The organism is Paenarthrobacter sp. MSM-2-10-13, assembly GCF_011605365.1.
Lineage (GTDB): Bacteria > Actinomycetota > Actinomycetes > Actinomycetales > Micrococcaceae > Arthrobacter.
Genome location: NZ_JAAOXO010000006.1, coordinates 137,704 through 162,423, shown reverse-complemented (window position 1 = coordinate 162,423; position 24,720 = coordinate 137,704). Strand labels below are relative to the sequence as shown.

Genomic DNA, 24,720 nt, shown 5'->3' with positions numbered 1-24,720 from the left:
GGTCCTCTAGTTGCTGCGCACGCGCGGGTCGAGGCGGACGTAGAGGATGTCCACCAGGAAGTTGGCCAGCAGCACAGCGGCGGTGATGGTCAGGAACAGGCCCTGCATGAGCGGATAGTCGAGGCCTTGGACAGCGTTGAGGAGCTGGTAACCAACGCCGGGGTAGGCGAACACCACCTCTGTGAGCAGCGCACCACCCACCACGAATCCCAGTCCCATGCCAAAACTGGTCACCGACGGGAGCATGGCGTTGCGGGCTGCGTAGCGGAGCATGATGCGGCCAGGGCGCAGTCCCTTGGCTTCGGCCATGGTGATGTAGTCCTCGGAATTGGTGGCAATCATGGTGTTCCTCATGCCGAGCATCCAGCCGCCGATCGAAACCAGCACGATCGTCAGCGCGGGCAACACAAGGTGGGCGCCGACGTCGCCGATGAACTCCGACGTAAATGCCGGTTCCAATCCGTCCGTGAAAGCGTGCCTGATGGGGAACCATCCCAGCACCACGCCGAAGAGGTACAGCGCACCCATGGCCAGCCAGAAGTAGGGGAACGAGCCGATGAAAACCAGCACGGGCGGGAGCGCGGAGTCGATCGCGCCGCCACGGCGCCAAGCCGCCAGGATTCCCAGCAGGTTACCAACGACGGCGGCGATCACCAGTGCGGTTCCGCCCAGCAGGAGTGTCCAGCCGATTTGGGACGAGATGACCTCGGTGACCGGGGTGGGGAAACGCGAGATGGAGACACCCATCTGCCCAGTGAAAATGTTGTGAATGTAGTCGATGTACTGCTCCCAAATGGGCCGGTCATCAACACCCAGCAGCTTGCGCAGGGCCTCGATCTGTTCGGGCTGCATTCGGTCCTGGGAGCGGGCGAACATACGGGACACGGGGTCGCCCGGCATGAATCGCGGGAGCAGGAAATTTAGGGTGATGGATGCCCAGAAGGCGATCAGGTAGAAACCCAGGCGGCGCAGGATGAAGCGCACGGTTTCCCTCCATTCGGGAATTGCGGGGATTGCGGAAAGTGAAGCGGCACGCCCGGCGGGGAGGCCGGGTCAGCGGCAGGGTGCCGCCGGGCGTGCCAGCGCTGATGCGGCGGCGTGAGGCCTGCCAGGGATTACTTGCGCGGTTCCAGCGTGGTCAGGACGAGCACCGTTGTGGGTGAACGGACGGAGAGGGTGGCGTACGGGTTCTCCTCCGTGGGCCATCCGGTGAATCGGGTGTCATTGAAGGCACCCCATTCAGGTCCGGAGAACAGCGGCACCAACGGTGCGACGTCGTTGTATTCTTCCTGCAGCTTGTTGGCGATGTCCTTTTGCTTGGACTCGTCAGCTTCCGCAGCGAAGTCGGCCAGGAGGGCATCGGCCTTTGTGTCGCCGAAGCGGTGGTAGTTATCAAAGGTCTTGGTGCCTACCGGCTTCACCGTGGCGGTGCCCATGGAGGTGTTGAAGTACTTGTACGGGCTGGGGTCGTTAGCGCTCCAGACGATCCCGGAATCGAAGTCGCCTGTCTCGTAACCGGCAACCACTGCCGCCCAGTCAGGGGACTCCACCTTGGCAGTAACGCCCACCTCGGCAAGGTTCTGCGCGATTACGTTGGCCACGGACAGCCAATCAGAGGACGTCGCACCCACGGAGATCTTGAACTCGAAGGGCTTCCCGTCCTTGAACGTGCGCTTCCCGTCAGCTCCCTTGGGGTAGCCCGCCTTATCCAGAAGCTCGTTGGCTTTTTGCACATCGTGGTTGGTCCACGTGCAGTTGTCCTTGACCGCGGCGTTCTTCCACGTCTCATAGTTACCGGAGAGTCCAGTGCAGTCCGCCGGCTTGGCATAGCCGCTCATACCGATCTTGGTGACCTGATCGCGGTCCACGGCCATGCTCAGCGCCTTGCGGACATCAACATCGTTGAACGGCGCTTTGGTGGTGTTCAGCTGCCAGTTGATCATGGCACCGGTGGCCGGGAACCAGTACTGGCGGTGTTCCTTGTCCTTGGAGACAAACGTCTTTTCAATGTTGGGAATGTACTGCGGAGCCCAGTCCACGTCCCCGTTTGCGGCGGCGAGGTTGGCGCCGTCGTTTCCTGCAAAAGCGAGCATCTTGATGCCGGCGATTTTCTGCTTTTCCGGCTGCCAGTAATTGGGGTTCTTCTTGAGCACGAAGGACTGCGCCTGGAAAGTATCAACCTCGGTGTATGGTCCAGTGCCCACGGGCTTGGCGTTTGCATCCTTCTCCGGGTCCGGCAATGCGGACCATACGTGCTTGGGCAGGATGATCAGCTGACCCACATCATAGAGGGCCGGAGACCACGGCTTGTTGAAGTTGAACGTGACCTTATTGCCCTCGGCCGTGACGGTGTCCAGGTATTCAAAACCGCCCTTGATCTTCTTCTGAAGTTCGAACGTGAAAGCAACATCGTCAGCCACGAACGGCTGCCCGTCAGACCACTTCACACCGTCACGAAGGGTGAAGGTGACCGATTTGCCGTCCTCCGCCGACTTCCACTCAGTGGCCAGCCACGGCACCGTATCTCCCTTTGCCGGGTTGAAGATCAGGAGGGATTCGTAGATGGACTGCTGAACCATCGGGTTCACCGTGGGGGCGAACGGGTTGAAGTTCTGCACGAACGTTCCCATGTCCTCACGCGGAATGGTGAGAAACGCGCTGGCGTTCGCTCCGGCGTCGGAAGTGCTTGTCTTGGTGACATTTGCCGTGCAGCCGGTGAGCAGCATCGCGCCCACTGCAAGGCTTGCCGCCGTCATCCGGGCAGCCCGGAAGTATCGGGGTTGTGTCATGATGGTTGTCTCTTTCCTATCTTCATCGTGCAAGGTGAAGGGGTGGGTAAGGGTTGCTCTTCGACGTTGATTTCGCGGTCAGACCGAAGAGCGTTCTAGCAGCGGACAGTCGACCAATTGCTGGTCGGCAAGGATCGGCTGTCCTGCTGTGAGAGCGGCGAGCGTTTGGACGCCCAAGGCGCCCATTTTCTCGAAGGGCAACGCAACCGTGGTCAATTTTGGCCGCAGGTAGGCCGCAATAAGTTCCTGGTTGTCGAAGCCGATCACGGCGATGTCCCCGGGGATGGTCAGGCCCCGTTCCTTGATGGCGTCATAGGCGCCCATCGCCATCCGGTCATTGAGGCAGAACAGCGCCGTTGGCCTGCCGCTTTCCGGGTAGCGATCCAGGATGTGGCAGGCAGCTTCGTAGCCGCCGTCAGCCGTTGCATATCCGGATACCACCAATTCCGGGTCAAGCTCCAGTCCGGCTGCGGCGAGTGCTTCGCGTGCACCCTCCAAACGCCCCACTGAAGCAGGAATAACCGGGTCAAGATTGATGACTCCAATCCGCGTATGGCCGGCTTGGAGCAACCGTTCGACGGCCACCCGGCCACCCCCACGCTCGTCAGGGACGATCGAGGGCAGCTTTCCATCCGCATCGAAGCAATTGATCAACACGGTGGGTACTTCATTGGCGCTCGCCGGAACATGGACGCCCCGGTGAAACGTGGCTGCGTACAGGAGTCCTTCCACTCGTTGTTCCAACAGCTGTTCAGTTGCAGCATCTTCCAAGCCCTGGTTGGGTCCTACGGCATCGGCCTGGTCGGAGGGCGCGATGAGTAGGAACCGGCGGTCAAGCCAGGCTTGGTCTTGGGCTCCCTTAATGATGTCGACAGCGAACGGTGCCGTGACGATCTCTGTCACGATGCCGTACCAGTCACTGCGCCGGGATGCCAAAGCACGTGCACCGGCGTTGGGCCGGTAACCCAGCTCCTGCACGGCCTGGTTGATCCGGGTGCGGGTTTCCTCGGAAATGCTTGCGTTTTCGCGGTTGCTCAGCACAAACGAGACTGCAGTCCGGGAGACGCCGGCGTGGTTGGCAACGTCCTTCATGGTGACTCCCCGCTGCCGCACGGGCACGGCCTCGTCAGGGGTGGTTTTCGCCATTGAATGCTCCGGGTGCTCTTGTTCGATCCGAGGGTGTGCCAGAGCTTCATGATCTGGCTGCTCACCGGTAACCCTGTTGGTAACGCGCGTTACCCGGTGAACATGTGACTTAGGTTACCCGCGTTACTTCGCGTCTGTCAACAGGCTGCCCGGAGGGCTAAAAACGGAAGGGGCGTAGGGTGGACGTTGGACGAAAGGAGCACTTCATGAAGAAAATCCTCATGGTACTGACCAGCGTTTCCGAGCTCGGCGATACGGGAGAGAAGACCGGTTACAACGTCGCCGAGGCCGCACATCCTTGGAAAGTCTTCAAAGATTCAGGCCACTTCGTCGACTTCGCCTCCATCAAGGGCGGCCAGCCTCCCAGCGACGAGGTAGATACAGATGACCCCATCCAGGTTGCCTTTACCCAGGATGAGACCACGCGCGCCGGGCTGTACAACACCGCCCGCGTGGACGTCGTGGATCCCGGCCAATACGATGCCGTCTACCTCGTAGGCGGGCACGGCACTATGTGGGACTTCCCGGACAGCGAAGGACTGCAGCGGCTGGTAGCCAGCGTCTACGACGCCGGAGGTCTGGTAGGAGCTGTGTGCCACGGTCCTGCCGGTCTGCTGAATGTGGAACTAAAAAACGGGTTCCGACTCGTCCAAGGACGCGACGTAGCCGCGTTTACCAATGACGAGGAAGTAGCTGCCGGCAAGGACAAGGTTATTCCGTTCTTCCTGGCCGACCGCTTGGAGGAGCAGGGTGCCCGCCATGTTTCCGCAGGTGTCTTTGAAGAGAAAGTTGCGGTGGACGAGCGCCTGGTAACAGGCCAGAATCCAGCCTCAGCGGCAGGTGTCGCCAAGGAGATGGAGAAGCTCTTCGCCCAGGTCATCCATCAGGAAAAGGCCGACGAGCAACACGAGTCCGAGGCATTGCGCGCAGAGAAGGACGCGGAAAAGTCCGCCAAGAAAGATGCGGCGGACGCCGATCACTAGTCCCATGGGGTTACGTACCCTGCGCTAGGCCGCCAACTCTGATCCGGGCGCCCCCATCCGTGGGGGCGCCCGACCGTTCCCGGGCTAACTGGCCTGATCCGCCGTGATGGTGACCGGATGAGCCGTCACATGAAAGATCTCATGGAGCTGTGAGCAGGCGCGCTGCACCACGGAACGGAGCCACGCATTTGCGGGATCCTCTGTCAGGGATGGATGCCAATACATGGCTTCCACCAAGGCCGCTTCCAACTCCCCTGCGAACTCCAGGACCTCGATGCTCGCCCCCCGCTGCGCCCTGGATGCCAGCATGCGCGGAACCAGCGCAACAAGGTCCGTCCCCTCCACCATTAAAGGCAGGGACAGGAAGCCGGCCACCACAGCGGCCACGCGTCGCCGAACACCGCGCTTTTCAAAGAGTTTGTCCGCCGGCGTGCTGATGCCCTCGCCGAAATACCCCACGGCGTGCGGCACCCCCACGATGTCCTCCAAGGTCAGCCGCGGCAACTGCAGAAGAGGGCTTCCTGCATCGGCCACGGCCACAAAACTGTCCCGGAACAGTTGTTTCGTGGTTCCTTGCATCTTGTAGCCTATCGGCCCCACCAGCAGGTCCATTCTGGAATAGTCAGCCAAGGCGCCCTGAACCCCGGACGTGGGGACGATGTCCACCACCACATGCGGAGCCTCCTGCCGCAGGATTCCCCTCAGGGGCCCCACGATGAGTGCCGCGGCATAATCGGATGCGGCAATCACGAACTCACGTTCACTGGTGGTGGGATCGAATCCGGACCTGACGCGCGTGGCCCGCTGAATGTGAAGCATGGCTTCGTCAACCAGCGGGACCAAAGACTGCGCGAAGGGAGTGAGCTCGTAGCTGCGGCCGTTACGGACCAAAAGTTCGTCGTCGAAATGCCTCCGCAGCCTGGCCATCGCCGCACTTGTGGCCGGCTGGCTGAGCTGGAGCCGTTCCGCAGCCCGGGAAACGTTCCGCAGCTCCAGCAGAACCTGGAGTTGTGGCAAGAGGTTCAGATCCAGGTTCTTCATGCCCCTAGGTTATCCACAGGAGAAGGACATTAGCTTGCGTGCCCACGAGCCGCGGGCCCGGACAAGGACCATGACGGCGAGCCATGCCAGTATTTGCCGAACAGATAGTTGCTATCAGATACTTGCTCTTCTCCGAATACGTGATGTGGCTCATGGTTGTTACAGGACCTGCAGATAACTGTCCCAGCAATCAAGCACTCAGAAGGAAATTCATCGTGGAAACTCCCCTCTCCCATCTTGCCCACCTCGAGATCACCACTCCGGACGTTGAAGCCTCGGCACGGTTCTACGAGGAGAAATTCGGCATGCGCATCATTGATCGCGTGGATGGCAATGTGTACCTGCGCTGCTGGGGCGACTACTACCGCTACAGCCTGGTCATCACTGAAGGCCCCGAGGCATCGCTCGGCCGGATGGCGTGGCGCACCAACTCCCAAGCAGCACTGGAAGCCGCAGCAGCCCGTGTTGAAGCAACAGGTGTGCAGGGCACCTGGACGGCCGGTGGCCACGGCTTCGGCAAGGCCTACGAATTCACCGGCCCCTACGGCCACCACATGCGCTTGTTCTATGACGTGGAGAAGTTCGTTGCCGAGCCCGGCTTCGAATCCACGTACCCCGACCGTCCCGAACGCCGTAGCAGCCACGCAGCCGCTCCCCGTTTCCTGGACCACGTCACGGTGGCTTCCTCCGATGTCCGCGGATTCGCCAAGTGGTACAACGAGGCACTGGGCTTCCGCGTCATGGCGTTCGTTGACCTGGACGAAGCACCCATCACCGTCTTCTCAGTACTGACCACCAACGAGAAGTCCCACGACCTCGGCGTCGTTAAAGATACTTCCCAGCGCGCCGGCCGCGTCAACCACATCGCGTTCTGGGTGGACGCCACCGAGGACCTTCTCCGCACTGCTGACGTCATGATGGAAAACGGCACCCCCATGGAATACGGCCCCTCCATCCACGGCGTGGGCGAACAGAACTTCCTGTACTTCCGCGACCCCTCAGGCCTGCGCGTTGAGCTCAACTCGGGCGGCTACCGGAACTACGTGCCGGACTGGGACGCCAACACCTGGAAGCCCTCGGAAGGTTCCAACAACTTCTACAAGAACGGCGCCATGCCGCACTCCATGACAGAATCCTTCCCGCCGGCGGAAGGCTTCACCGCCACGGAAGAAGGTGCATCCGCCGAAATGAAGGAAGCCCTCCTGAACCCCTACGCAAAGCAGGGTCGGGGCTAGGAACATGGCTGACGCAACGTACTCGCTGATCCGCTTCCAGGAACCCGGCGACACAAAGGCCAGGGCAGGATTGCTGGTAGGCGAACGTGTCCTCCCCCTGGACAGTGACATCAATGGCCTGATCCACCACTGGGAGACCACCGAAAACGAACTTGACAAGCTCGCAGCCTCGGCCGGTGAAGAGGCGGGCCTTGCCTTGTCCGCCGTCGAGGTCCTTGCTCCAGTGGAACCGGCGCAGGTCCTACAGACCGGCGCCAACTACCGCAAGCACGTGATCGATCTGGCCGTGGCCCACCGGGAAGCCGGCCAGGATGCCGAAGAGGTGCGCGCCAAGACAGCAGCCATGATGGATGAGCGCGCCGGCCAGGGAACACCCTATTTCTTCATCGGCCTCCCCACGGCTATCGCTTCAGCCACGGACGATCTCACCCTCCCGGCATACAGCAAGTCCCACGATTGGGAACTCGAGCTAGCAGCCGTGATCGGTAAGGAAGCTTTCCGGGTAACCCCGGAAGAAGCTCTCGAGTATGTCTTTGGGTACACCATGGTCAACGACATCACCACGCGCGAGTATGTGTTCCGCAAGGACATGCCCGCCATCGGTTCGGACTGGTACCGCGCCAAGAACGCACCGGGCTTCCTGCCCACCGGTCCCCTGCTGGTGCCCGCCAAGTTCTTCGGCGACCCTCAGGATGTCCAAGTGACACTGGAGCTCAACGGGAAGGCCATGCAGGACGAGTCAACACAGGACATGATCTTCGGTGTCGCCAAACTGGTCAGCGAAGCGTCCCAAATCATGCCTCTTCGGCCCGGCGACCTGGTTCTGACCGGAAGCCCCGCGGGCAACGGCCAGCACTGGGGGCGGCTCCTGCAGGACGGCGACGTCATGGAGGGCACCATCACCGGCCTGGGAACCCAACGCATTCACTGCAAGGACGAACAGTGACCGCCGACGCCGTTGAGACCAACCAGATCCGGCCCTCTGACCCGATGGGCAGCATCGCCGCCGCGGCTCAGCTATACAACAACTGGGGACGCTGGGGCGACGACGACGTCCTCGGTACCCTCAACTTCATAGACAACGGCAAGCGCGTGGAGGCGGCATCGTTGGTGAAGTCTGGCGATGCGTTCTCCTTGTCCCAGCCCTTCGACACTAATGGCCCCCAGAAGGGGTGGCGTCGACGCACCAACCCGGTTCACACCATGACCGACACCGGGGTGGACGCGGAGCGCGGCAACCAGGGGTTCCCGCACGGCTTCGGTGGGGCTGATGACGTGATCGCCATGCCCTTGCAGTGCTCTACTCAGTGGGACGGGCTTGGGCACATCTTCGATCGCGGCAAAGCCTGGAACGGCCGGGCCGCGGGAGATGTTGTCACCTCTGAGGGCGACCTCTTCACCGGGATAGAAACCGCCGCCGCCAAAATCGTCACCCGTGGTGTTTTGTTGGATGTTGGCCGCGCCATGGGGCCGGAGCTTGGACGTACTGACGGGGAATTGCCCGATGGCTTCGCCATCACCCCGGAGCACCTGGAGCGCACCATTGAACGCCAGGGTCCAAGCTCGGTAGTTCGCCGCGGCGACATCGTGGTGCTCCGCACCGGGCAGTACACGCGTGTTCGCCGCGAAGGCTGGGGTGATTACGCCGGAGGGTCCGCTCCCGGGTTGTCGTTCAGCACGGCACCATGGCTGCACGCCTCGGAGATCGCCGGAATCGCCACAGACACCTGGGGATTCGAAGTCCGGCCCAACGAGTTTGAAGGTGCTTTCCAGCCACTCCACCAGATCGCCATTCCCAATCTGGGGCTGTTCCTCGGCGAAATGTGGGATCTGGATGAATTGGCGGAAGCATGCGCCCTTGACGGCAGGTATGAGTTCATGCTGACAGCCGCTCCGCTTCCCATCACCGGAGCGGTCGGTTCCCCGGTCAACCCCATAGCCGTGCGATAGCTGGTCCGCCCTCCGGTTTCACAGCCGAAGTAGCCCAGGGCAGAAACAGCTTCGCGCGAGAAGCAGCACAATAGGCAGTATGGCCGTCACCACAAAGGAGTCAAAGATGGCAGCAGTACAGAAGGTCGGAATCGTCGGAGCAGGGGCTGCAGGACTCACTGCGGCGATCCTTCTGGCAGATGCCGGGATCGAGGTGGAGGTTCTGGAGAAGGCAACCGAGCCACAAACCCTTGGCTCCGGTATCACGCTGCAGGGAAACGCCCTGCGCGTCCTGCGCGATCTTGGCGTCTGGGAAGACGTGGAGGCGAAAGGGTACGCGTTCAGCACCCTCGGCCTGCGCGCCCCCGATCCCGCAGGTACCGTGATTGCCGTCCTGGACGACATCCGGACCGGTGGCGACGACCTTCCGGCGACGCTCGGTATGTACCGTCCGGACCTGACTGCCATCCTGCGTGAACGCGCCGTGCAGGCAGGTGCCCGCATCAGTTACGGCAAGACCGTCACCGACATAGAGGACGACGGCGGCAGCGTCACCGTCCGCACCGGCGACGGCGGCACCTCGGGCTACGACCTCCTGATCGGCGCAGATGGACTGCACTCCGCAGTCCGCAAAGCGATCGGCATCGAGGTGGAGCCCAAGCCTACGGGAATGGGTATTTGGCGCGCCTTCGTCGAACGGCCTGAGGAAGTGGTCCGGACCGACCTCACCTACGGAGGGCCGTGTTTCATCGCCGGCTACTGCCCCACCGGCCCGGACACCATTTATGCCTACCTCGTGGAGAAGGCCCAGGAACGCAAGCAGGAAGACGGCCCCAAGGTGATGGCCGAACTCGCCGCCGCCTACGGCGGCCCGTGGAACGAGATCCGCTCAAACCTGGACCATGGCGCCCGAATCAACTACACGTGGTTCACTTCGCACCTGGTGGAAGGACCGTGGAACCGCGGCCGTACCGTCATCATTGGGGACGCGGCGCACAGTTGCCCTCCAACAGTGGCGCAAGGCGCGGCCATGGCCTTGGAAGACGCCGCGGTACTTGCGGAGCTGTTGATCGCCGCGGACCACGTCACGGAAACCCTCTGGAAGGAGTTCGCGGACCGCCGCCTGGACAGGGCAACGGCCGTCGTCAAAGCCTCAGTCCAGCTTGGTCAATGGATGCTGGACGGTGTCAGGGACGCAAATGTTCCGGGCCTGATGAACTCGCTCTCCACCATGCTTAAGGAACCCGCATGAACCACATCGAAACAGCCCAACAGCCCACTGTGGATGTCCATGCCCACGTTCTGATTCCGGCCTTGCAGCAGCTGGTGGCCACCGCTGACCCTGAAGGTTTCGCAGAACTGCAGGCGTTGGAAGTCAGGCGGAACGGTCCCGAGTCCATGGCGAACTCCGGCCTCATGATCAAAGAACGGTGGCCGCAGCTCACTGATCTTGACCGCCGGCTGGCGGACATGGACGCCCAAGGAGTGGACGTACAACTGGTGTCACCGTCGCCGTCGCATTTCTACTATTTTGCCGGGGAAGAGCTCGCACTGCGGCTTGCCATGCAAACAAACGAGGCAGTCCGGGATCTTGTCCAGCAGGCACCGGAACGGTTGAACGGGCTGGGCTTGGTTCCGTTGCAACATCCGCAGCTAATGGTGGAGGCCTTGGAACATGCTGTTCTTGACTGCGGCTTGCTGGGCGTGGAGATCGGCTCTTTTGCTGCCACGCCCGGGGACCCGGAGCGCAGCACTGTTGAGCTCTCCGATCCGCGGCTGGAACCTTTCTGGAACCGGGCTGCGGAACTGGACGCAATCGTGTTCCTCCACCCCTTTGGCTGCTCCCTGGACGAACGACTGGACCGCTTCTACCTGTCCAATACGGTCTCCCAGCCCGCAGAGAACGCCGTCGCGCTTTCCCACGTGATTTTCAGCGGGGTCCTGGACCGTCACCCGGACCTCAAGATCCTCGCCGCGCACGGGGGTGGTTACCTGCCCACCACCTTTGGCCGATCGGACCACGCTTGGAAGGTTCGCCCCGAGGCGCAGCGGTGCGCCGAACCGCCGTCGACGTATCTTCAGAGGATCTTCTTCGATTCCCTGGTGCACAGCACCCGCGAGCTGCGCGCCCTCGTTGAGGTGGCGGGCGCCGGGCAAGTCCTGCTCGGCTCGGATTATCCATTCGACATGGGCTCCAGCGATCCCGTCGGGGCAGTTAGCGAAGCAGGATTCACCGCGGCCGATGCCGCCAAAGTTCTTGCCGGCAACGCTTCCGGCCTCGGCATCAGCGCTGCGGCCAGCCTCGCCGTCCGCCCCACCACCTAAGGAAACACATGGTCAAGATCGCCCGCTGGAATCACGATGGCGGTACATACTCCGGGTTCGTGGATGACGGCAGTTGCTTCGGGTTGCCGGAGGGACAAACCGTTAACCACTTGTTGAGTGCCGGTTTGGCAAGAACGCTGGAGATCGCCGCGGAAACGCTTCGCGGCGCACCTTCGGTTGCCCTTGCGGACGTAGAGTTGCTGGCGCCGCTGGTACCTGCCACCATCAGGGACTTCGTGGCCTTTGAAGAGCATGTGGAAGGTGTGAGGAAGAGCATCGACGGCGTGGCCGGCGTTGTTGCGGAATGGTACGAGGCACCCACGTTCTACTTCACCAACCCCCACACGGTGACAGGCACAGGCGATGTGATCAGTATTCCGGCGGGATGCAGCGAACTGGACTTCGAGACCGAGGTAGCCGCCGTCGTCGGGCATGTACCGGGCAGCGACGGCAGTAACCTGTCAGCGGCAGATGCCCACCGGCACATCTTTGGCTACACCGTGCTCAATGACTGGTCCGCCAGGGACCTTCAGCGCCGCGAAATGAAAGTCAGCCTAGGTCCCTGCAAGGGCAAAGATTTCGCAAATACTGTGGGCCCCTGGATCGTGACGGCTGATGAGTTCGAACACCTGCATGACGATGAGGGCTTTCTCCCCATCTCCATGGCTGTGGAAGTCAACGGGCAGCCCATAGGCCAGGATCTGCTGTCCAACATGGGTTGGCCGTTCGCTGAGCTGGTTGCCTACGCGTCCCAGGACTCGGTAGTGCGACCGGGGGACGTCCTCGGCTCCGGAACCTGCGGCAGCGGCTGCCTCGCTGAACTCTGGGGACGGAACGGGTCCAAGACACCCCCACCTCTGAAGACCGGCGACGTTGTGCGGATGGCTGTGGAGGGAATCGGCAGCATCGAGAACACCGTGGGTGAAAGGCGAAACGGCGTGACCAGGGTCCCGGCCCGGAACCGTCCCCGGAACCGCACCGTCAGTGTGGCCTTCCGCACCTAGGACTGACATTGTCCCTTTGCGCGCGTTTTGGCCATCTGCTCTTTGTCACCGCAACATATAATCCGATCATGCCCATTACGCGTTTTTCCTTAGGTTGCCATACTCTCTTGTCCACCCCTCAGCAGGACGGGGCGGTTCTATGAGCGGCGGTCTGGTAGCGCTTCTGGACGATGTTGCCGCCTTGGCCCGCATTGCGGCTGCATCCGTCGACGACATCGCCGCAGGGGCAGCCAAAGCAGGGGCCAAAGCCGCCGGCGTGGTCATTGACGACGCCGCCGTGACTCCGCAGTACGTGTCCGGGGCGGACCCGTCCCGCGAACTGCCCATGATCAAGCGGATCTTCTGGGGTTCACTGCGGAACAAGCTGGTGTTCATCCTCCCGGCGTTGCTGCTGATCAGCGCCTTCATTCCGGGAGTTATTCCGTTCATCCTCATGTTGGGCGGCACTTACCTCTGCTACGAGGGCGCCGAGAAGGTCTGGCACAAACTTCGTGGCCACTCCCAGCATGAGAAAGCGCCGGCCGTTCAACGCGGACCCGAGGCCGAGGCCAAGGTGACCAAGGGCGCCATCACCACGGACTTCATCCTGTCCTGCGAGATCATGGTCATCGCCATGAATGAGGTAGCAGCTGAGTCATTGTGGGTCAGGGCTTTCATCCTGGTGGTCGTAGCAGTAATCATCACCGTCCTCGTTTACGGTGCGGTAGGGCTCATCGTCAAAATGGACGACATCGGCCTGCACCTGACCACCAAGGACTCCGCGGGTTCCCAGCGCTTCGGCCGCCTGCTCGTCAAGGGCATGCCGGCCGTCCTGGGTGCCATCACGCTCATCGGGACCATCGCCATGCTGTGGGTTGGCGGTCACATCATGTTGCAGGGCGCCTACGATCTCGGCTGGCACGCTCCCTACGACTTGGTTCATGTACTTGAGTCACCCTTCGCCGGGATCCCTGTAGTGGGCGGCTTCCTCGCCTGGCTGGTGAACACGCTGTGCTCTGCCATTCTGGGAGCCATCTGGGGCCTCGTCATCATGCTCATCCTGCATCCGCTGCTGAAGGTGCTGCCGTTCGGCAAGAAGGAGGAGGGGCACGAAGAAGGCGACGTCCGTTCCGCGATCGCCGGACACAAGCCCGCGAAAAACCACGAGGATCCGGTCTCCTAGAACTGTTGCGGCGTCCGGTATAGGTGAGCCTGGACGCCGCAGCTGCAGCCGGATATTACGCGGACCGACCGCCCGAAAACACTCAGACCAGCCAGCTCCACCAGCGCGACCGCTCCGGTTCCGGCGTCGGCTCTGGTTCCGGTTCTTCACCCAAAGCCAGCGCTGCCTCGACGAGGTCTACTCCGGTGAGGGTCATGACGGCCTCCCGATCGAGTGCATCCAGACTTTGAGCCTCATCAAGCGAGAGCCGCAGGGCCTGTCGGTTGAGTGCCTGCTCGAACAACGTGCGGGCAAAGCGTGCGTTACCGGAGTCCTCCCCGGCATGGAGCCCGGCAAGGATTCGACGCAGCATCTGGTCCGCACCGGGTTCCAAAATGTACTCGTGCTGGGCCAGCATACGGTGGAATATGGTCTGCAACTCATCAACGGAGTAGTTGGGGAACGTGATCTCCCGGGCGAAACGTGAACGGAGTCCGGGGTTGGAGAGCAGAAAAGCTTCCATCAGGCGCGGGTAGCCGGCCACAATCACCACAAGCCGATGGCGGTGATCCTCCATTCGCTTGAGCAAGACCTCGATTGCCTCGGGGCCGAAGTCCATTCGGCCATCTTCCGGTGCCAGCGCGTAGGCCTCGTCGATGAATAAGACACCATCGAGCGCTCGTCGGATCACGCGGTCCGTCTTGATGGCAGTCGCCCCAACATACTGCCCCACCAGGCCCGAGCGATCCACCTCAACCAAATGCCCTTTTTGCAATAAACCCACCGCGCGGTACATCTCGGCCAGGAGCCGGGCCACGGTGGTCTTGCCCGTCCCCGGGTTTCCCAAAAACACCAAATGCTGAGACGTGGCAACTTCCGGGAGGCCGTGAGCCTTACGGCGGGCCTGGACTTGGAGCAAGGCGACCAAGGCCCGCACCTGTTCCTTCACGGTCTCCAGGCCCACCAGCGAGTCCAGTTCGGACTGCACCTCCGAAAGTGGCCGGGCCGGCCCGGGCCTTGCGCCCGTGACATCACCTATTAGATCGTCCACGCGTTCCGAGCCGGACAACTTGAGCTGATTGGCCAAGTGGCCAATGGTCTCACGCAGGTCATCAAGCGGATTGCGGCTGGCTGCCATACATCCACTGTAGGGCAGAAGTGGCTGAAGGGTCCGGTATGCCTAAGTTACATCAAACGTTTCTGATATATTAGTTAAGTATTAGCGTCTGCGAAAGACCCTTACTCAACGAGGAGTACACAGCATGCAGCAACTCGCGCATCGACTCGACCGGCTTGGCACCGAAACCGCCTTTAGCGTCGCCCAAGCGGCAGCGGCTTGGAAGGCCAAAGGAAACCTGGTTTTCCCCTTCCACCTCGGCGACATCAACATCCCCACCGCCCCGCACATCATCGAAGCTATGACCAAAGCCATCGCTGACGGCTACACGGGCTACTGCCCCGGCCCCGGCATCCCTCAACTGCGCGAAGCCCTCGCCGAGGACCTCGGTTCACGCCGCGGCATCACCCTCTCCCCCGACAACGTCGTGGTGATGACCGGCGGTAAACCCGTCATCACCAAGTTCCTGCAGGCAGTGATGAACCCCGGGCAGGAAGTGCTCTACCCGAACCCTGGATTCCCGATCTACGAGTCTCAGATCGAATACCTCGGCGGCACGGCGGTACCGTACCGCTACCTCCCCACCAGCCAGGGCTTCTCGATTGACCTCGACCAGGTACGCGCATCCATCACCCCGAACACCGTAGCGATCATCTACAACGATCTACAGAACCCCATCTCTGCAGAGTCCACCACGGCCGAACGTGAAGCCATCGCCCACATCGCACAAGAGCACAACCTCTGGGTGCTCTCCGACGAGGCCTACTTCGAAACCCGCTACGAGGGTGTCTCCAGCTCAATCGCATCCATCCCGGGAATGGCCGAGCGAACCGTCATCCTCTACACCTTCAGCAAGAAGTTCGCCATGACAGGCTCACGCCTCGGCTGCGCCGTCGCGCCCCTCGAAATCGCCAAAGTACTCAGCACCCTCAACACCAACGACGAATCCTGCACCACTCACTACGTACAGTGGGCGGGTATCGAAGCACTCCGCGGCACCCAGGAACCCGTCCAGCAGATGTTGGACATCCTGCGTGAACGCCGGGATGCAGCCTGTGAGCTCGTGAACTCCGTCCCCGGGATGCACGTCGCAGTGCCGCAGTCCACGTTCTACCTGTTCCCGGACGTCACCGACGTCATGGAGAAGATGGGATACACGGCAGTGGGCGACTTCGCCAGCGACGCCCTCTACAAAACCGGAGTTTCCTTCTGCACCCGTGAGCACTTCGGCCGACGCCAACCCGGAGAAGAGCGGCAGTACATCCGCCTCGCCTACTCAGGCATCGACGTCGCTGACATCCGTGACGGCCTTGGCCGCCTCCGCGACTGGATGGTGACCGCATGAGCCGCGTCGTCGTCACGGGACGCATCCCCGAGGCTGCCATTGAAAAGCTTCGGGCCGAACACGACGTCGATGCCTGGGCTGGTCCCCAGACCATCACCCGCGAAGAACTTCTGCGCCGCGTAGCCGGAGCCGATGCCATAGTGTCCCTGCTCACCGAGCGCGTCGACGCAGAACTGCTCGAGGCCGCCGGCCCGCAGCTCAAAGTCGTGGCGAACGTCGCCGTCGGCTATGACAACATCGACGTGCCCGCCTGCACTCAACGGGGAATTGTGGCCACCAACACCCCCGGTGTCCTCACCGAGGCCACGGCCGACATCGCGTTCGGTCTCATCCTCATGGCAACCCGACGACTCGGCGAGGGCGAACGACTCATCCGCTCCGGCCAAGCTTGGAAGTGGGGCATGTTCTTCCTCCTCGGGTCCAGCCTGCAAGGCAAGACCCTCGGCATCGTAGGCATGGGCGGCATCGGCCAAGCAACCGCGCGGAGGGCCAAAGCCTTCGGCATGGAGATCGTCTACCAGTCCCGCAGCGAAGTCGATCCTCAAATCGCCGCCGAACTGGACGCCCGACGCGTCGATCTCGACGAGCTGCTGGCCGTTGCCGACGTCGTCTCCCTGCACTGCCCGTACGGTCCCGCCACTCATCACCTGATCGGGGCCGAACAACTCGCTGCAATGAAGAATTCTGCATTCCTCATCAACACTGCGCGCGGACCCATCGTGAATGAAGATGCGCTGGCAACAGCCCTCCGAGAGGGTGTAATTGCCGGTGCCGGGCTCGACGTCTTCGAGAAAGAGCCAAGCGTTCACCCCGAACTTCTTGGGCTGGACAATGTTGCGCTCGTGCCACACCTCGGCTCAGCCACCGTGGAGACACGCACAGCCATGGCCATGCTGGCCGCTGATAACGCACTGGCAGTGTTGAGCGGAGAACAACCACCCGCGCCCATCGCATAGGGCGTCGGGGCCAACATAGATGTGGTCGCCAGTCAGTTCCGGTTAACCCGCCAGGGGTGTTCGAGCTTCGCGGACGCGCGAAGCTACCGGCCAAGGCTGCGCTAACCGTGAGGTTGGAGTTCAGTAGGGTTGGAACAACCAAGAGCGAGGACAACCCTTATGAACACCCCTGCCAGCAAGACTGCCGTAGACCGACACTACGACCTGGTGATCATCGGCACCGGGTCCGGGAATTCCATTCCCGGACCCGGGTTCGAGGACCAATCGATCGCGATCATCGAGAAGGCTTCCTTCGGCGGGACCTGCCTGAACGTAGGCTGCATCCCCACGAAGATGTACGTTCACACCGCCGACGTCGCACTGCAGACCGCGGAGTCCGGAAGGCTGGGCTTGGAGGCCGAGGTCAACTCCGTTGACTGGCCAGGCATGGTGAGCCGCATCTTCGGGAACCGGATCGATGCCATCTCCGCTGCCGGTGAAGAGTATCGCCGCGGACCGCAGACCCCAAACATCGACGTCTATGACCAGCACGCCGTCTTCGTTGGTGATCGTACGTTGCGAACCGGCCAAGGGGTCCACCAGCGAACCATCTCGGGCGACCGGATCGTCGTCGCGGCCGGCTCCCGACCCGTTATTCCCGGGGCCATCGCCGACTCCGGCGTGCGGTACCACACCAATGAGGACATCATGCGGATTCCGCAGCTGCCCAAATCCCTGGTGATCATTGGCGGAGGCTACATTGCCATGGAGTTCGCCCACGTCTTCGACGCCCTTGGCACGGACGTCACAATCATCGCCCGCTCCACGCTCCTGAAGAACCTCGATGAGGACCTTCACGATCGTTTCAACACCCTGGCCGCCAAACGCTTCGATGTCCGGTTCGGCAGGACCACCGTTGGCGCCGATCAGACCGATGACGGTATTTCCGTCAGGCTCGACGACGGCTCCACCGCCACCGGGGAGGTACTGCTGGTAGCCGCCGGGCGCACCCCCAACGGAGACCTGCTGGACCTACCTTCCGGCGGGATCGACATGACCAATGACGGGCGCATCAAGGTCGATGAGTACGGCCGGTCGAGCTCCGCCGACGGCGTGTGGGCTCTTGGCGACGTGTCCTCGCCCTACATGCTCAAGCATGTAGCCAACGCAGAGATGCGCGCCGTCCGCCACAATCTGTTGAACCCGGACAAGCTTCAGGAAATGCCTCACCGCCATGTCCCCGCCGCCGTTTTCACGCACCCCCAGATTGCCACGGTAGGCATGACCGAATCCCAAGCCCGCGAACACGGCCATAACGTCACCGTCAAAGTCCAGGACTACGGGGACGTGGCCTTTGGGTGGGCCCTGGAAGACACAACCGGCATCTGCAAGCTGATAGCCGATCAGGACACCGGCAAACTCCTCGGCGCCCACTACATGGGCCCACAAGCATCCACCCTGATCCAGCAAATGATCACTGTCCTGGCCTTCGACCTCGACGTACGTCAATTCGCCGCCAATCAATACTGGATTCACCCCGCGCTGCCCGAAGTCACCGAAAACGCCCTGCTTGGTCTCACCTTCAACTGACCAGAACACCACGTCACACGTCCGCGCACACCGAAGCTACGCAGACACTAACTCCTTGTGGGCAGGGCGAGCTTGAAAACTTTAGCCCACGCAGATCCCACCTGTTTCAGCAGCGGCCCCGTGGTGTACTTCAGACCGTAGCGACCGCAGATCTCACGGACCTTGGGTGCGATCTCGGCGTAGCGGTTGGACGGCAGATCCGGGAAGAGGTGGTGCTCGATTTGATGCGACAGGTTTCCGGTCATCAGGTGCATGAACCGGGGCCCTGAGATGTTGGCCGATCCGATCATCTGACGTACGTACCAGTCGCCGCGGGTTTCACCTTCCACCATTTCCTCGGTGAACGTGTCGGTTCCCTCGGGAAAGTGGCCACAGAAAATGACAGCGTGGGCCCAGACATTACGGATAGCGTTGGCAGTCAGTGTGCCGTAGAGGGCTTGCTTCCCGGAGCCTGTAAGCATGGCCAAGGCAGGAGTGGCGGCGTAGTCCTTAGCGAACTGTTTGACCGCCTTTCGCCCCAGCGCTTTGAGATCCTTGTTCATGGCCTCCTTGGATTTCAGGCCTTCTTTGTACTCGGGGATCTCCAAGTCGTAAATGGCTATGCCCCATTCGAAGACGGGCGCGAGCAAGGCGTTATACAGGGGATTGCCCAGGTTAAAAGGCTTCCATTCCTGATCGGGATCCATCCGCAGAAGGTTGTACCCGACGTCGCGATCCTTGCCCACCACGTTGGTCCAGCGGTGGTGAAGATCGTTATGAGTGTGCTGCCACGAGCGCGAGGGGGTAACGAAGTCCCATTCCCACGTGGTGGAGTGGATGTCCGGGTCTCTCATCCAATCCCACTGCCCGTGGAGGATGTTGTGGCCCAGTTCCATATTCTCCAGAATTTTAGCCACGCTGAGGAGCGTTGTGCCGGTGAACCAGGCTGCCTTGTTCCTACCCACCAGCAGCGCGGCACGACCGGAGATTTCCAACCCCCGTTGGATCTTGATCATGCGCCTGATGTAGGCGGCGTCGCTGGATCCGCGCTTGCCAAGGATTTCGTCACGTATGGCATCGAGCTCACGGCCCAGCTGGGCTACTTGTTCGTCGCTCAGGTGGGCTGCCGCAGGTGGCCGCACTGTCGGCCTGCCGGCCTCGGCAAGGGCACCGGGCCGGGTCTTGGGCCCGACGGCGGTGGCGGAGCTCATGGCTGAAACTACTGACATGCGGTGGTACTCCTCAAATTCCGAGGTTGACGGGTCCGGCAGCTGCCGAGACGCACGTTTGGATGAGTTCCCCAGGTGCCCCGCGGACCTCACCGGTACGAAGATCGCGGACCCTTCCGGCGAGCAACGGGGTGAGGCAGCTGTGACAAATGCCCATGCGACATCCGCTGGGCATCAGCAACCCTGCGTCCTCCCCGACGTCGAGAATGGGAACGTTGCCGCCTGCAAAGACCTCGCGGTCGGAAGCCTCAAATGTCACTATGCCACCTTCGCCTCCATCCCCTCCCCGGAGTTCAGTGCTGAACCGCTCAATCGTCAGCGAACCCACTTCTTTTACACCCTTGGATTCGTTCGCGGAAGCAGCGGCACCGGCCAGCGCCGCCTGGTTCCACATGGCTTCCGCGTCATCTAGGAAGGACTCGGGGCCGCACGCATACGCCGCCCTGGCCCGCCAGTCCGGGCAAACCTCGTCCAACACGGCCGTGGACGTGAAGTTCATGCGGCCACGGCCTTCGGTGTGCCATTGGACAAGCCGGAAGTTAGGAAATTGATCAGCAAGTTCAGCCAGTTCCTCCCGGAAGATACTGTCGCCTTGCCCGCGGGAAGAGTGGATCAGCACAACGTTCGCATCGGGCCGGCTTGGGACAAGCGTCCGGATCATTGACATGACGGGCGTGATGCCGCTTCCCGCCGTGAGCATCAGGAGTGAACGGGGGTGCTCAGGGAGGACAAAGTCGCCCTGGGGTGGAGCCAAAAAGAGGACATCACCCACCTTCGTTTTGCGGACCAGAGTTCCTGACACGGATCCAACGTCAGTGACAGTAATAGCCGGGTCCTTGCCGGCCGGTGAACTCAGGGAATAGGACCGCCAATGGCGAACCCCGTTGAGCTCTACACCTATCCGCGCCCACTGACCGGCCAGGTGGGCATGCCAGCCGCGGCCGGGCCGAAAGAAAATAGTGGCCGATTGGGCCGTCTCATGGACAACCTCCGTGACCACCCCGCGCAACTGACGGGACGAAAAGACAGGGTTGAAAAGCGCCAGGACATCCTCCGGCGCAAGCGGGGTGGTCAAAACCGAGGCTATGCGGGCCAGTGGTCTGAAGCGGACGATGAGCTGCTCCTCGCAACGACAGAGAACAAGAATCCGACCACTTCGGCCGGAAGAGGCTTATGTGGCCCATGCCGGTTCAGTAGGACTGAGAGTATTATCATCACCGGATTCTGCTCAAACCGCCACTTGGAGACCCAACGCCTCCCTGAGGTCGAACCGACATCAAGCCACGGCCACCGGGTCATCAAGGGGATGCAGACTGCTAGCCTCACCTCATGCGCACAACGTCTGCACGAGACAAACGCACCGCCAGCGGACAGCGCGTACTAATCCTGACCGCTGGCGTGGGATCCGGGCATAACAGCGCCGCGGCGGCGGTGCAGCAAGCATGCGCCGCGCGCGCTGACATCGCCGAGGTGCAGGTGCTGGACGTGCTGCAGGTGAGCAGCGTCCTCTACCGCGCACTCTTGAGCCGGGGCTACTCCGTCCTCGTGGAAGGCCTGCCGTGGCTCGTCGAATGGGGCTACGACATCAGCAACCCGCCGTTCCGTCGCCGTGGCCCGATTGACCCCTGGACGCGGGTCAACGCCAGTCCGGTTGTTGGTGCGATCAAGCGGTTCCGGCCCACCGCGATTGTGTGCACACATTTCCTTCCGGCCCAGCTGTTGGCCGCACTGCTTCTCCGCGGCCTGATCGATGCGAAGACAGCTGTGGTCACCACCGATTACGACTTTCAAGGCTTGTGGCTCTCCGGGGCATTCCACAAGATCTTTGTGGCCCGGGAAGAAGGAAAGGTGGAGCTGATGGCGCTTGGTCTTCCTTCCGACCGTGTGACTGCCACGGGGATCCCCATCAAGAAACAGCTCAGTCCGGGGCCCGTACGCGATTCCAACAAGCCACCCATGCTGCTCATCTCTGCGGGTGCGACCGGTGGCGACTACGCTGTCTCGGTGGTTCGGCAGACACTGCATATGCGCTCAGCCTTCACGGCCACAGTGGTGTGCGGCCACAATGATGCGCTGCGGCAGCGCATCGGGGCACTCGTGGCGTCGGCCGGCGACCGCTACAGCGTTCTTGGCTTCACAGCGGAAATGCCGCAGCTGCTGCAGCGGGCGGACCTGTTCGTGGGCAAACCGGGCGGGCTGTCGGCGTCGGAATGCATGGCCGCGGGTCTCCCCATGGTCCTTGTGAACCCGATCCCTGGTCAGGAAGTACGCAACGGCGATTACCTCATGGAGCAGGGGGCAGCCGTACGCTGCAACACCGCCGCAACGATCGGCTGGAAGATCGACCAGGTACTGCGCGATCCCGGCCGGTTGCAGAAGATGCAGGCGGCGGCGCAGAGAACAGGCCGCCCTGACGCCGCAGCCGACGTACTAAGCGAGCTGCTGGGCGGGCCCTCCAGGCCGCTGGTAGTGACGCGCGCGGCACAAAGGACCATCCTTGCCGCCAGCGAGAACCGCTTTGTCGCAACCGACCTCACGGGACCTTCCTCTTTGCTGCGCTTGGTCGACCAGGCTTCGGGCAGCACGGTTGCACTTCTTCAGGAAGATGAGCTGCCGGATCTGCAGAAGCGGTACTCGACGCCGGACGGAGACTTGGTGCTCCGGCGCGGCCGGGCGTCCCTGCTTCTCCGTTGGGAGCAACGGAGGTTGCTCCGCGCCATGTTGAGGGGCGACGACGCACTTCCTGTCCGTGTCGAAGGGCCGTTGGCGCCGTTCCGCGACCTCCATGGGTAACTGGCAAAACCCCATCGGTGGACCTGCCCACCAGCTGCTTCCCCGCTGCACCAGCTCTGTCCCCAAGCATCCGGTGGTTAGGCTTGGTCAATGGCAACAGTTATTCTTGTGCGGCACGGCCGCACCACGGCCAATGCAACTGGACTGCTGGCCGGGCGGGCCCTTGGTGTCGACCTGGACCAGGTGGGCCGCGAACAGGCGGCTCAGACAGCTGACCGGCTCGCGGCCGTCCCGGTAGTCGCGGTCGTATCGAGCCCCCTTGAGCGCTGCCAACAGACGGCCCGGCTCATCATCGACCGCCAGGCCGGCACGCCGTACGCGCCGGTCGACCCGGATCTCACCGAGTGCGATTACGGCCAGTGGCAGGGCCGCTCCCTCAGCGACCTGGCCACCGAGACTTTGTGGCCGGTTGTGCAATCGCAACCAGCCGCCGTCGTGTTTCCCGGTGGTGAATCCATGGCGGCAATGCAGGCTCGTTCCGTGGCAGCGATTCGACGTCACGATGCGGCCTTCGAAGCCGAGCACGGGCCAGGTGCCGTATGGGTTGCCGTAAGTCATGGCGACGTTATCAAGTCGATCCTCGCCGACGCGCTCGGCATGCACCTTGACCTGTTTCAGCGAATCAACGTGGGCCCTGCCTCTGTTTCGATCGTGCGCTACGGCCCTAGCCGGCCGAGCGTATACGCGACCAACACAGACGCGGGTGATCTGTCATGGCTTACAAATATTGTCCCCGCCGGGGATGCGCCAGTGGGCGGCGGTGTGGGGCACAACGCTCTGTGAACCTTATGTGCCTAAAATACAGACATGCCTACACTTGTTCACGAGTTTGCCTGGCCTGATCGGGTCGTTGTTGGCACCATCGGCCTTCCAGGGTCGCGGACCTTCTACCTGCAGGTGCGTACGGGAAAGCAAATGGTGAGTGTTGCTTTGGAGAAGCAGCAGTCGGCTCTGCTCGCGGATAAGATCGACGAAATCCTCGATCAGCTCATCACCGTCCAAGGCAACCCGTTCAGCGTTCCCACAAGTACTCCCCCTGAACTTGTAGACAATGACCCTCTGGAAGCCGTTGAAGAACAGTTCCGCACAGGCGCCATGAGCTTGGGCTGGGATCCAACCACTGCGCAGGTTGTCATAGAGGCGTACCCCATCGCTGACCTCGATGACGACGACGAACCACGTGATGAGGACGGCTCCAACGCGGCCGAAATGTTGCTGGTGCGCATGCCCGTAGGCACCGCCCGCGCTTTCGCCAAACGCACCCGGGAGATCGTCGGGGCCGGACGACCCGCGTGCCCGCTGTGCGGTCTCCCCATGGACGCCGACGGGCACGTCTGCGCCCTTCCCGAGGCCTGATGCCCGCGCCGGAGCTCATGACCGCCGAGCTGACACTCACCGGCCGCATTACGACGGCGTCGAACGCTACCTTCCTGGGCAGCATCGCCGACGTCGACGTCGTCTACAAGCCCATAGCAGGCGAAAGCCCGCTATGGGATTTTCCGCACGGATGCCTGGCTCACCGCGAAGTAGCCGCCTACCTGGTCTCGCAGGTTTTCGACTGGGACATCGTGCCACGCACCTGGCTACGCGATGGTCCCCTGGGTGCTGGAATGGTGCAGCTCTGGCAGGAGCAAGACCCCACCCAGCGCGCAGTGAACCTGCTCGCGACGGAGCACGTACCGGAGACGGGATGGAAACACGTCCTCGAAGGACAGGATGAGAACGGACGGATGGTTTCCCTCGTTCACGAAGACTCGGCCGCGCTCAGGCGAATGGCTGTGTTCGATGCGGTGGTCAACAACGCCGACCGGAAAGGCGACCACATCCTCGCCATGACGGACGGCGTCCGGCACGGCGTGGACCATGGACTGACCTTCCACCAGGACCACAAGCTGCGCACGGTGCTGTGGGGCTGGCTGGGCGATGCTCTTACGGACGAGGAACTCGAAGGCATCGATCGTGTGACCGAAGGACTGCAAGGTGAGCTCGGCCGGGACCTGGCCGACTTGCTCAGCGCCGAAGAAATCGCATCGCTCACCACTCGGTGCGAGCGGTTGCGCGCGGCAGGGCGCTTTCCGGCTCCGAGCGGGGAGATGCCGGCCGTGCCCTGGCCCCTGTTTTAGGGAACCAGGTCCGGCT

The 24,720-nt window shown here is 62.1% G+C and carries 22 protein-coding genes; 15 read left to right on the top strand and 7 right to left on the bottom strand.

The annotated features are described in order from the left end of the window. Positions 1 to 6: 6 nt before the first annotated feature. The 3 genes from HAV21_RS13750 to HAV21_RS13740 all read right to left on the bottom strand — a co-directional run bounded on the left by HAV21_RS13750 (position 7) and on the right by HAV21_RS13740 (position 3,935). Positions 7 to 984 (bottom strand): ABC transporter permease, encoded by a 978-nt coding sequence (locus HAV21_RS13750; protein ID WP_166842098.1) that lies wholly within the window; start codon positions 982 to 984, stop codon positions 7 to 9. A gap of 131 nt (positions 985 to 1,115) precedes the next feature. Next, a complete protein-coding gene (locus tag HAV21_RS13745) occupies positions 1,116 to 2,789 on the bottom strand; it encodes an ABC transporter substrate-binding protein (RefSeq protein WP_166842097.1) in 1,674 nt (557 codons plus the stop codon). Between the two features lie 78 nt (positions 2,790 to 2,867). Next, a complete protein-coding gene (locus HAV21_RS13740; RefSeq protein ID WP_142939348.1) occupies positions 2,868 to 3,935 on the bottom strand; it encodes a LacI family DNA-binding transcriptional regulator in 1,068 nt (355 codons plus the stop codon). Positions 3,936 to 4,141: 206 nt separating this feature from the next. Here HAV21_RS13740 and HAV21_RS13735 point away from each other — a divergent pair, with 206 nt between their 5' ends. Next, complete coding sequence (locus tag HAV21_RS13735) at positions 4,142 to 4,918, top strand: type 1 glutamine amidotransferase domain-containing protein (protein WP_142939349.1); 777 nt, start codon at positions 4,142 to 4,144, stop codon at positions 4,916 to 4,918. 84 nt (positions 4,919 to 5,002) lie between these two features. Here HAV21_RS13735 and HAV21_RS13730 read toward each other — a convergent pair whose 3' ends face one another. Further along, positions 5,003 to 5,959 carry a LysR family transcriptional regulator gene (locus HAV21_RS13730; protein WP_166842096.1) on the bottom strand — a complete coding sequence of 319 codons (957 nt, stop codon included), beginning with the start codon at positions 5,957 to 5,959 and terminating at the stop codon, positions 5,003 to 5,005. A gap of 215 nt (positions 5,960 to 6,174) precedes the next feature. Here HAV21_RS13730 and HAV21_RS13725 point away from each other — a divergent pair, with 215 nt between their 5' ends. The 7 genes from HAV21_RS13725 (at position 6,175) to HAV21_RS13695 (ending at position 13,614) form a co-directional block, all read left to right on the top strand. Further along, positions 6,175 to 7,194: a VOC family protein gene (locus tag HAV21_RS13725; RefSeq protein WP_166842095.1), complete on the top strand. Its 1,020-nt coding sequence runs from the start codon at positions 6,175 to 6,177 to the stop codon at positions 7,192 to 7,194. A 4-nt stretch (positions 7,195 to 7,198) separates the two neighbouring features. After that, on the top strand, positions 7,199 to 8,140 hold the full coding sequence (locus HAV21_RS13720; protein WP_142939352.1) for a fumarylacetoacetate hydrolase family protein: 942 nt from the start codon (positions 7,199 to 7,201) through the stop codon (positions 8,138 to 8,140). 44 nt (positions 8,141 to 8,184) lie between these two features. After that, positions 8,185 to 9,144, top strand: coding sequence for a cyclase family protein (locus HAV21_RS13715; protein ID WP_243753300.1), 960 nt, complete (start codon positions 8,185 to 8,187; stop codon positions 9,142 to 9,144). Positions 9,145 to 9,250: 106 nt separating this feature from the next. Then, positions 9,251 to 10,375 (top strand): FAD-dependent monooxygenase, encoded by a 1,125-nt coding sequence (locus HAV21_RS13710; protein ID WP_142939353.1) that lies wholly within the window; start codon positions 9,251 to 9,253, stop codon positions 10,373 to 10,375. Continuing rightward, positions 10,372 to 11,448 carry an amidohydrolase family protein gene (locus tag HAV21_RS13705; protein WP_166842094.1) on the top strand — a complete coding sequence of 359 codons (1,077 nt, stop codon included), beginning with the start codon at positions 10,372 to 10,374 and terminating at the stop codon, positions 11,446 to 11,448. Before HAV21_RS13710 ends, HAV21_RS13705 begins: the two co-directional genes overlap by 4 nt. Before the next feature lie 8 nt (positions 11,449 to 11,456). After that, positions 11,457 to 12,452 carry a fumarylacetoacetate hydrolase family protein gene (locus tag HAV21_RS13700; RefSeq protein WP_166842093.1) on the top strand — a complete coding sequence of 332 codons (996 nt, stop codon included), beginning with the start codon at positions 11,457 to 11,459 and terminating at the stop codon, positions 12,450 to 12,452. 139 nt (positions 12,453 to 12,591) lie between these two features. Further along, entirely contained in the window at positions 12,592 to 13,614 is a 1,023-nt protein-coding gene (locus tag HAV21_RS13695) for a DUF808 domain-containing protein (RefSeq protein ID WP_166842092.1), read from the top strand. Between the two features lie 82 nt (positions 13,615 to 13,696). Here HAV21_RS13695 and HAV21_RS13690 read toward each other — a convergent pair whose 3' ends face one another. Continuing rightward, positions 13,697 to 14,731 (bottom strand): AAA family ATPase, encoded by a 1,035-nt coding sequence (locus HAV21_RS13690; protein ID WP_142939357.1) that lies wholly within the window; start codon positions 14,729 to 14,731, stop codon positions 13,697 to 13,699. A 124-nt stretch (positions 14,732 to 14,855) separates the two neighbouring features. On the opposite strand from HAV21_RS13690, the gene HAV21_RS13685 reads away from it, so the two are divergent. From HAV21_RS13685 to mtr, 3 genes are all read left to right on the top strand, one after another. Further along, entirely contained in the window at positions 14,856 to 16,055 is a 1,200-nt protein-coding gene (locus HAV21_RS13685) for an aminotransferase class I/II-fold pyridoxal phosphate-dependent enzyme (RefSeq protein ID WP_166842091.1), read from the top strand. Continuing rightward, a complete protein-coding gene (locus HAV21_RS13680; protein WP_166842090.1) occupies positions 16,052 to 17,011 on the top strand; it encodes a D-glycerate dehydrogenase in 960 nt (319 codons plus the stop codon). Before HAV21_RS13685 ends, HAV21_RS13680 begins: the two co-directional genes overlap by 4 nt. Positions 17,012 to 17,170: 159 nt before the next feature. After that, positions 17,171 to 18,580, top strand: coding sequence for a mycothione reductase (gene mtr, locus HAV21_RS13675; protein ID WP_166842089.1), 1,410 nt, complete (start codon positions 17,171 to 17,173; stop codon positions 18,578 to 18,580). Positions 18,581 to 18,627: 47 nt separating this feature from the next. On the opposite strand, the gene HAV21_RS13670 is transcribed toward mtr, so the two are convergent. Together HAV21_RS13670 and HAV21_RS13665 are read right to left on the bottom strand one after the other, a co-directional pair. After that, positions 18,628 to 19,788 (bottom strand): acyl-CoA desaturase, encoded by a 1,161-nt coding sequence (locus HAV21_RS13670; protein ID WP_166842088.1) that lies wholly within the window; start codon positions 19,786 to 19,788, stop codon positions 18,628 to 18,630. 13 nt (positions 19,789 to 19,801) lie between these two features. Beyond that, positions 19,802 to 20,902, bottom strand: coding sequence for a ferredoxin reductase (locus tag HAV21_RS13665; protein WP_166842133.1), 1,101 nt, complete (start codon positions 20,900 to 20,902; stop codon positions 19,802 to 19,804). 215 nt (positions 20,903 to 21,117) lie between these two features. On the opposite strand from HAV21_RS13665, the gene HAV21_RS13660 reads away from it, so the two are divergent. The 4 genes from HAV21_RS13660 to HAV21_RS13645 all read left to right on the top strand — a co-directional run bounded on the left by HAV21_RS13660 (position 21,118) and on the right by HAV21_RS13645 (position 24,704). Further along, positions 21,118 to 22,581 (top strand): glycosyltransferase, encoded by a 1,464-nt coding sequence (locus HAV21_RS13660; RefSeq protein ID WP_166842087.1) that lies wholly within the window; start codon positions 21,118 to 21,120, stop codon positions 22,579 to 22,581. A gap of 90 nt (positions 22,582 to 22,671) precedes the next feature. After that, complete coding sequence (locus HAV21_RS13655) at positions 22,672 to 23,364, top strand: histidine phosphatase family protein (RefSeq protein WP_142939364.1); 693 nt, start codon at positions 22,672 to 22,674, stop codon at positions 23,362 to 23,364. Positions 23,365 to 23,388: 24 nt separating this feature from the next. Beyond that, complete coding sequence (locus HAV21_RS13650; RefSeq protein ID WP_142939365.1) at positions 23,389 to 23,937, top strand: DUF3090 domain-containing protein; 549 nt, start codon at positions 23,389 to 23,391, stop codon at positions 23,935 to 23,937. Next, complete coding sequence (locus HAV21_RS13645) at positions 23,937 to 24,704, top strand: SCO1664 family protein (RefSeq protein ID WP_166842086.1); 768 nt, start codon at positions 23,937 to 23,939, stop codon at positions 24,702 to 24,704. Before HAV21_RS13650 ends, HAV21_RS13645 begins: the two co-directional genes overlap by 1 nt. Positions 24,705 to 24,720: the final 16 nt, after the last annotated feature.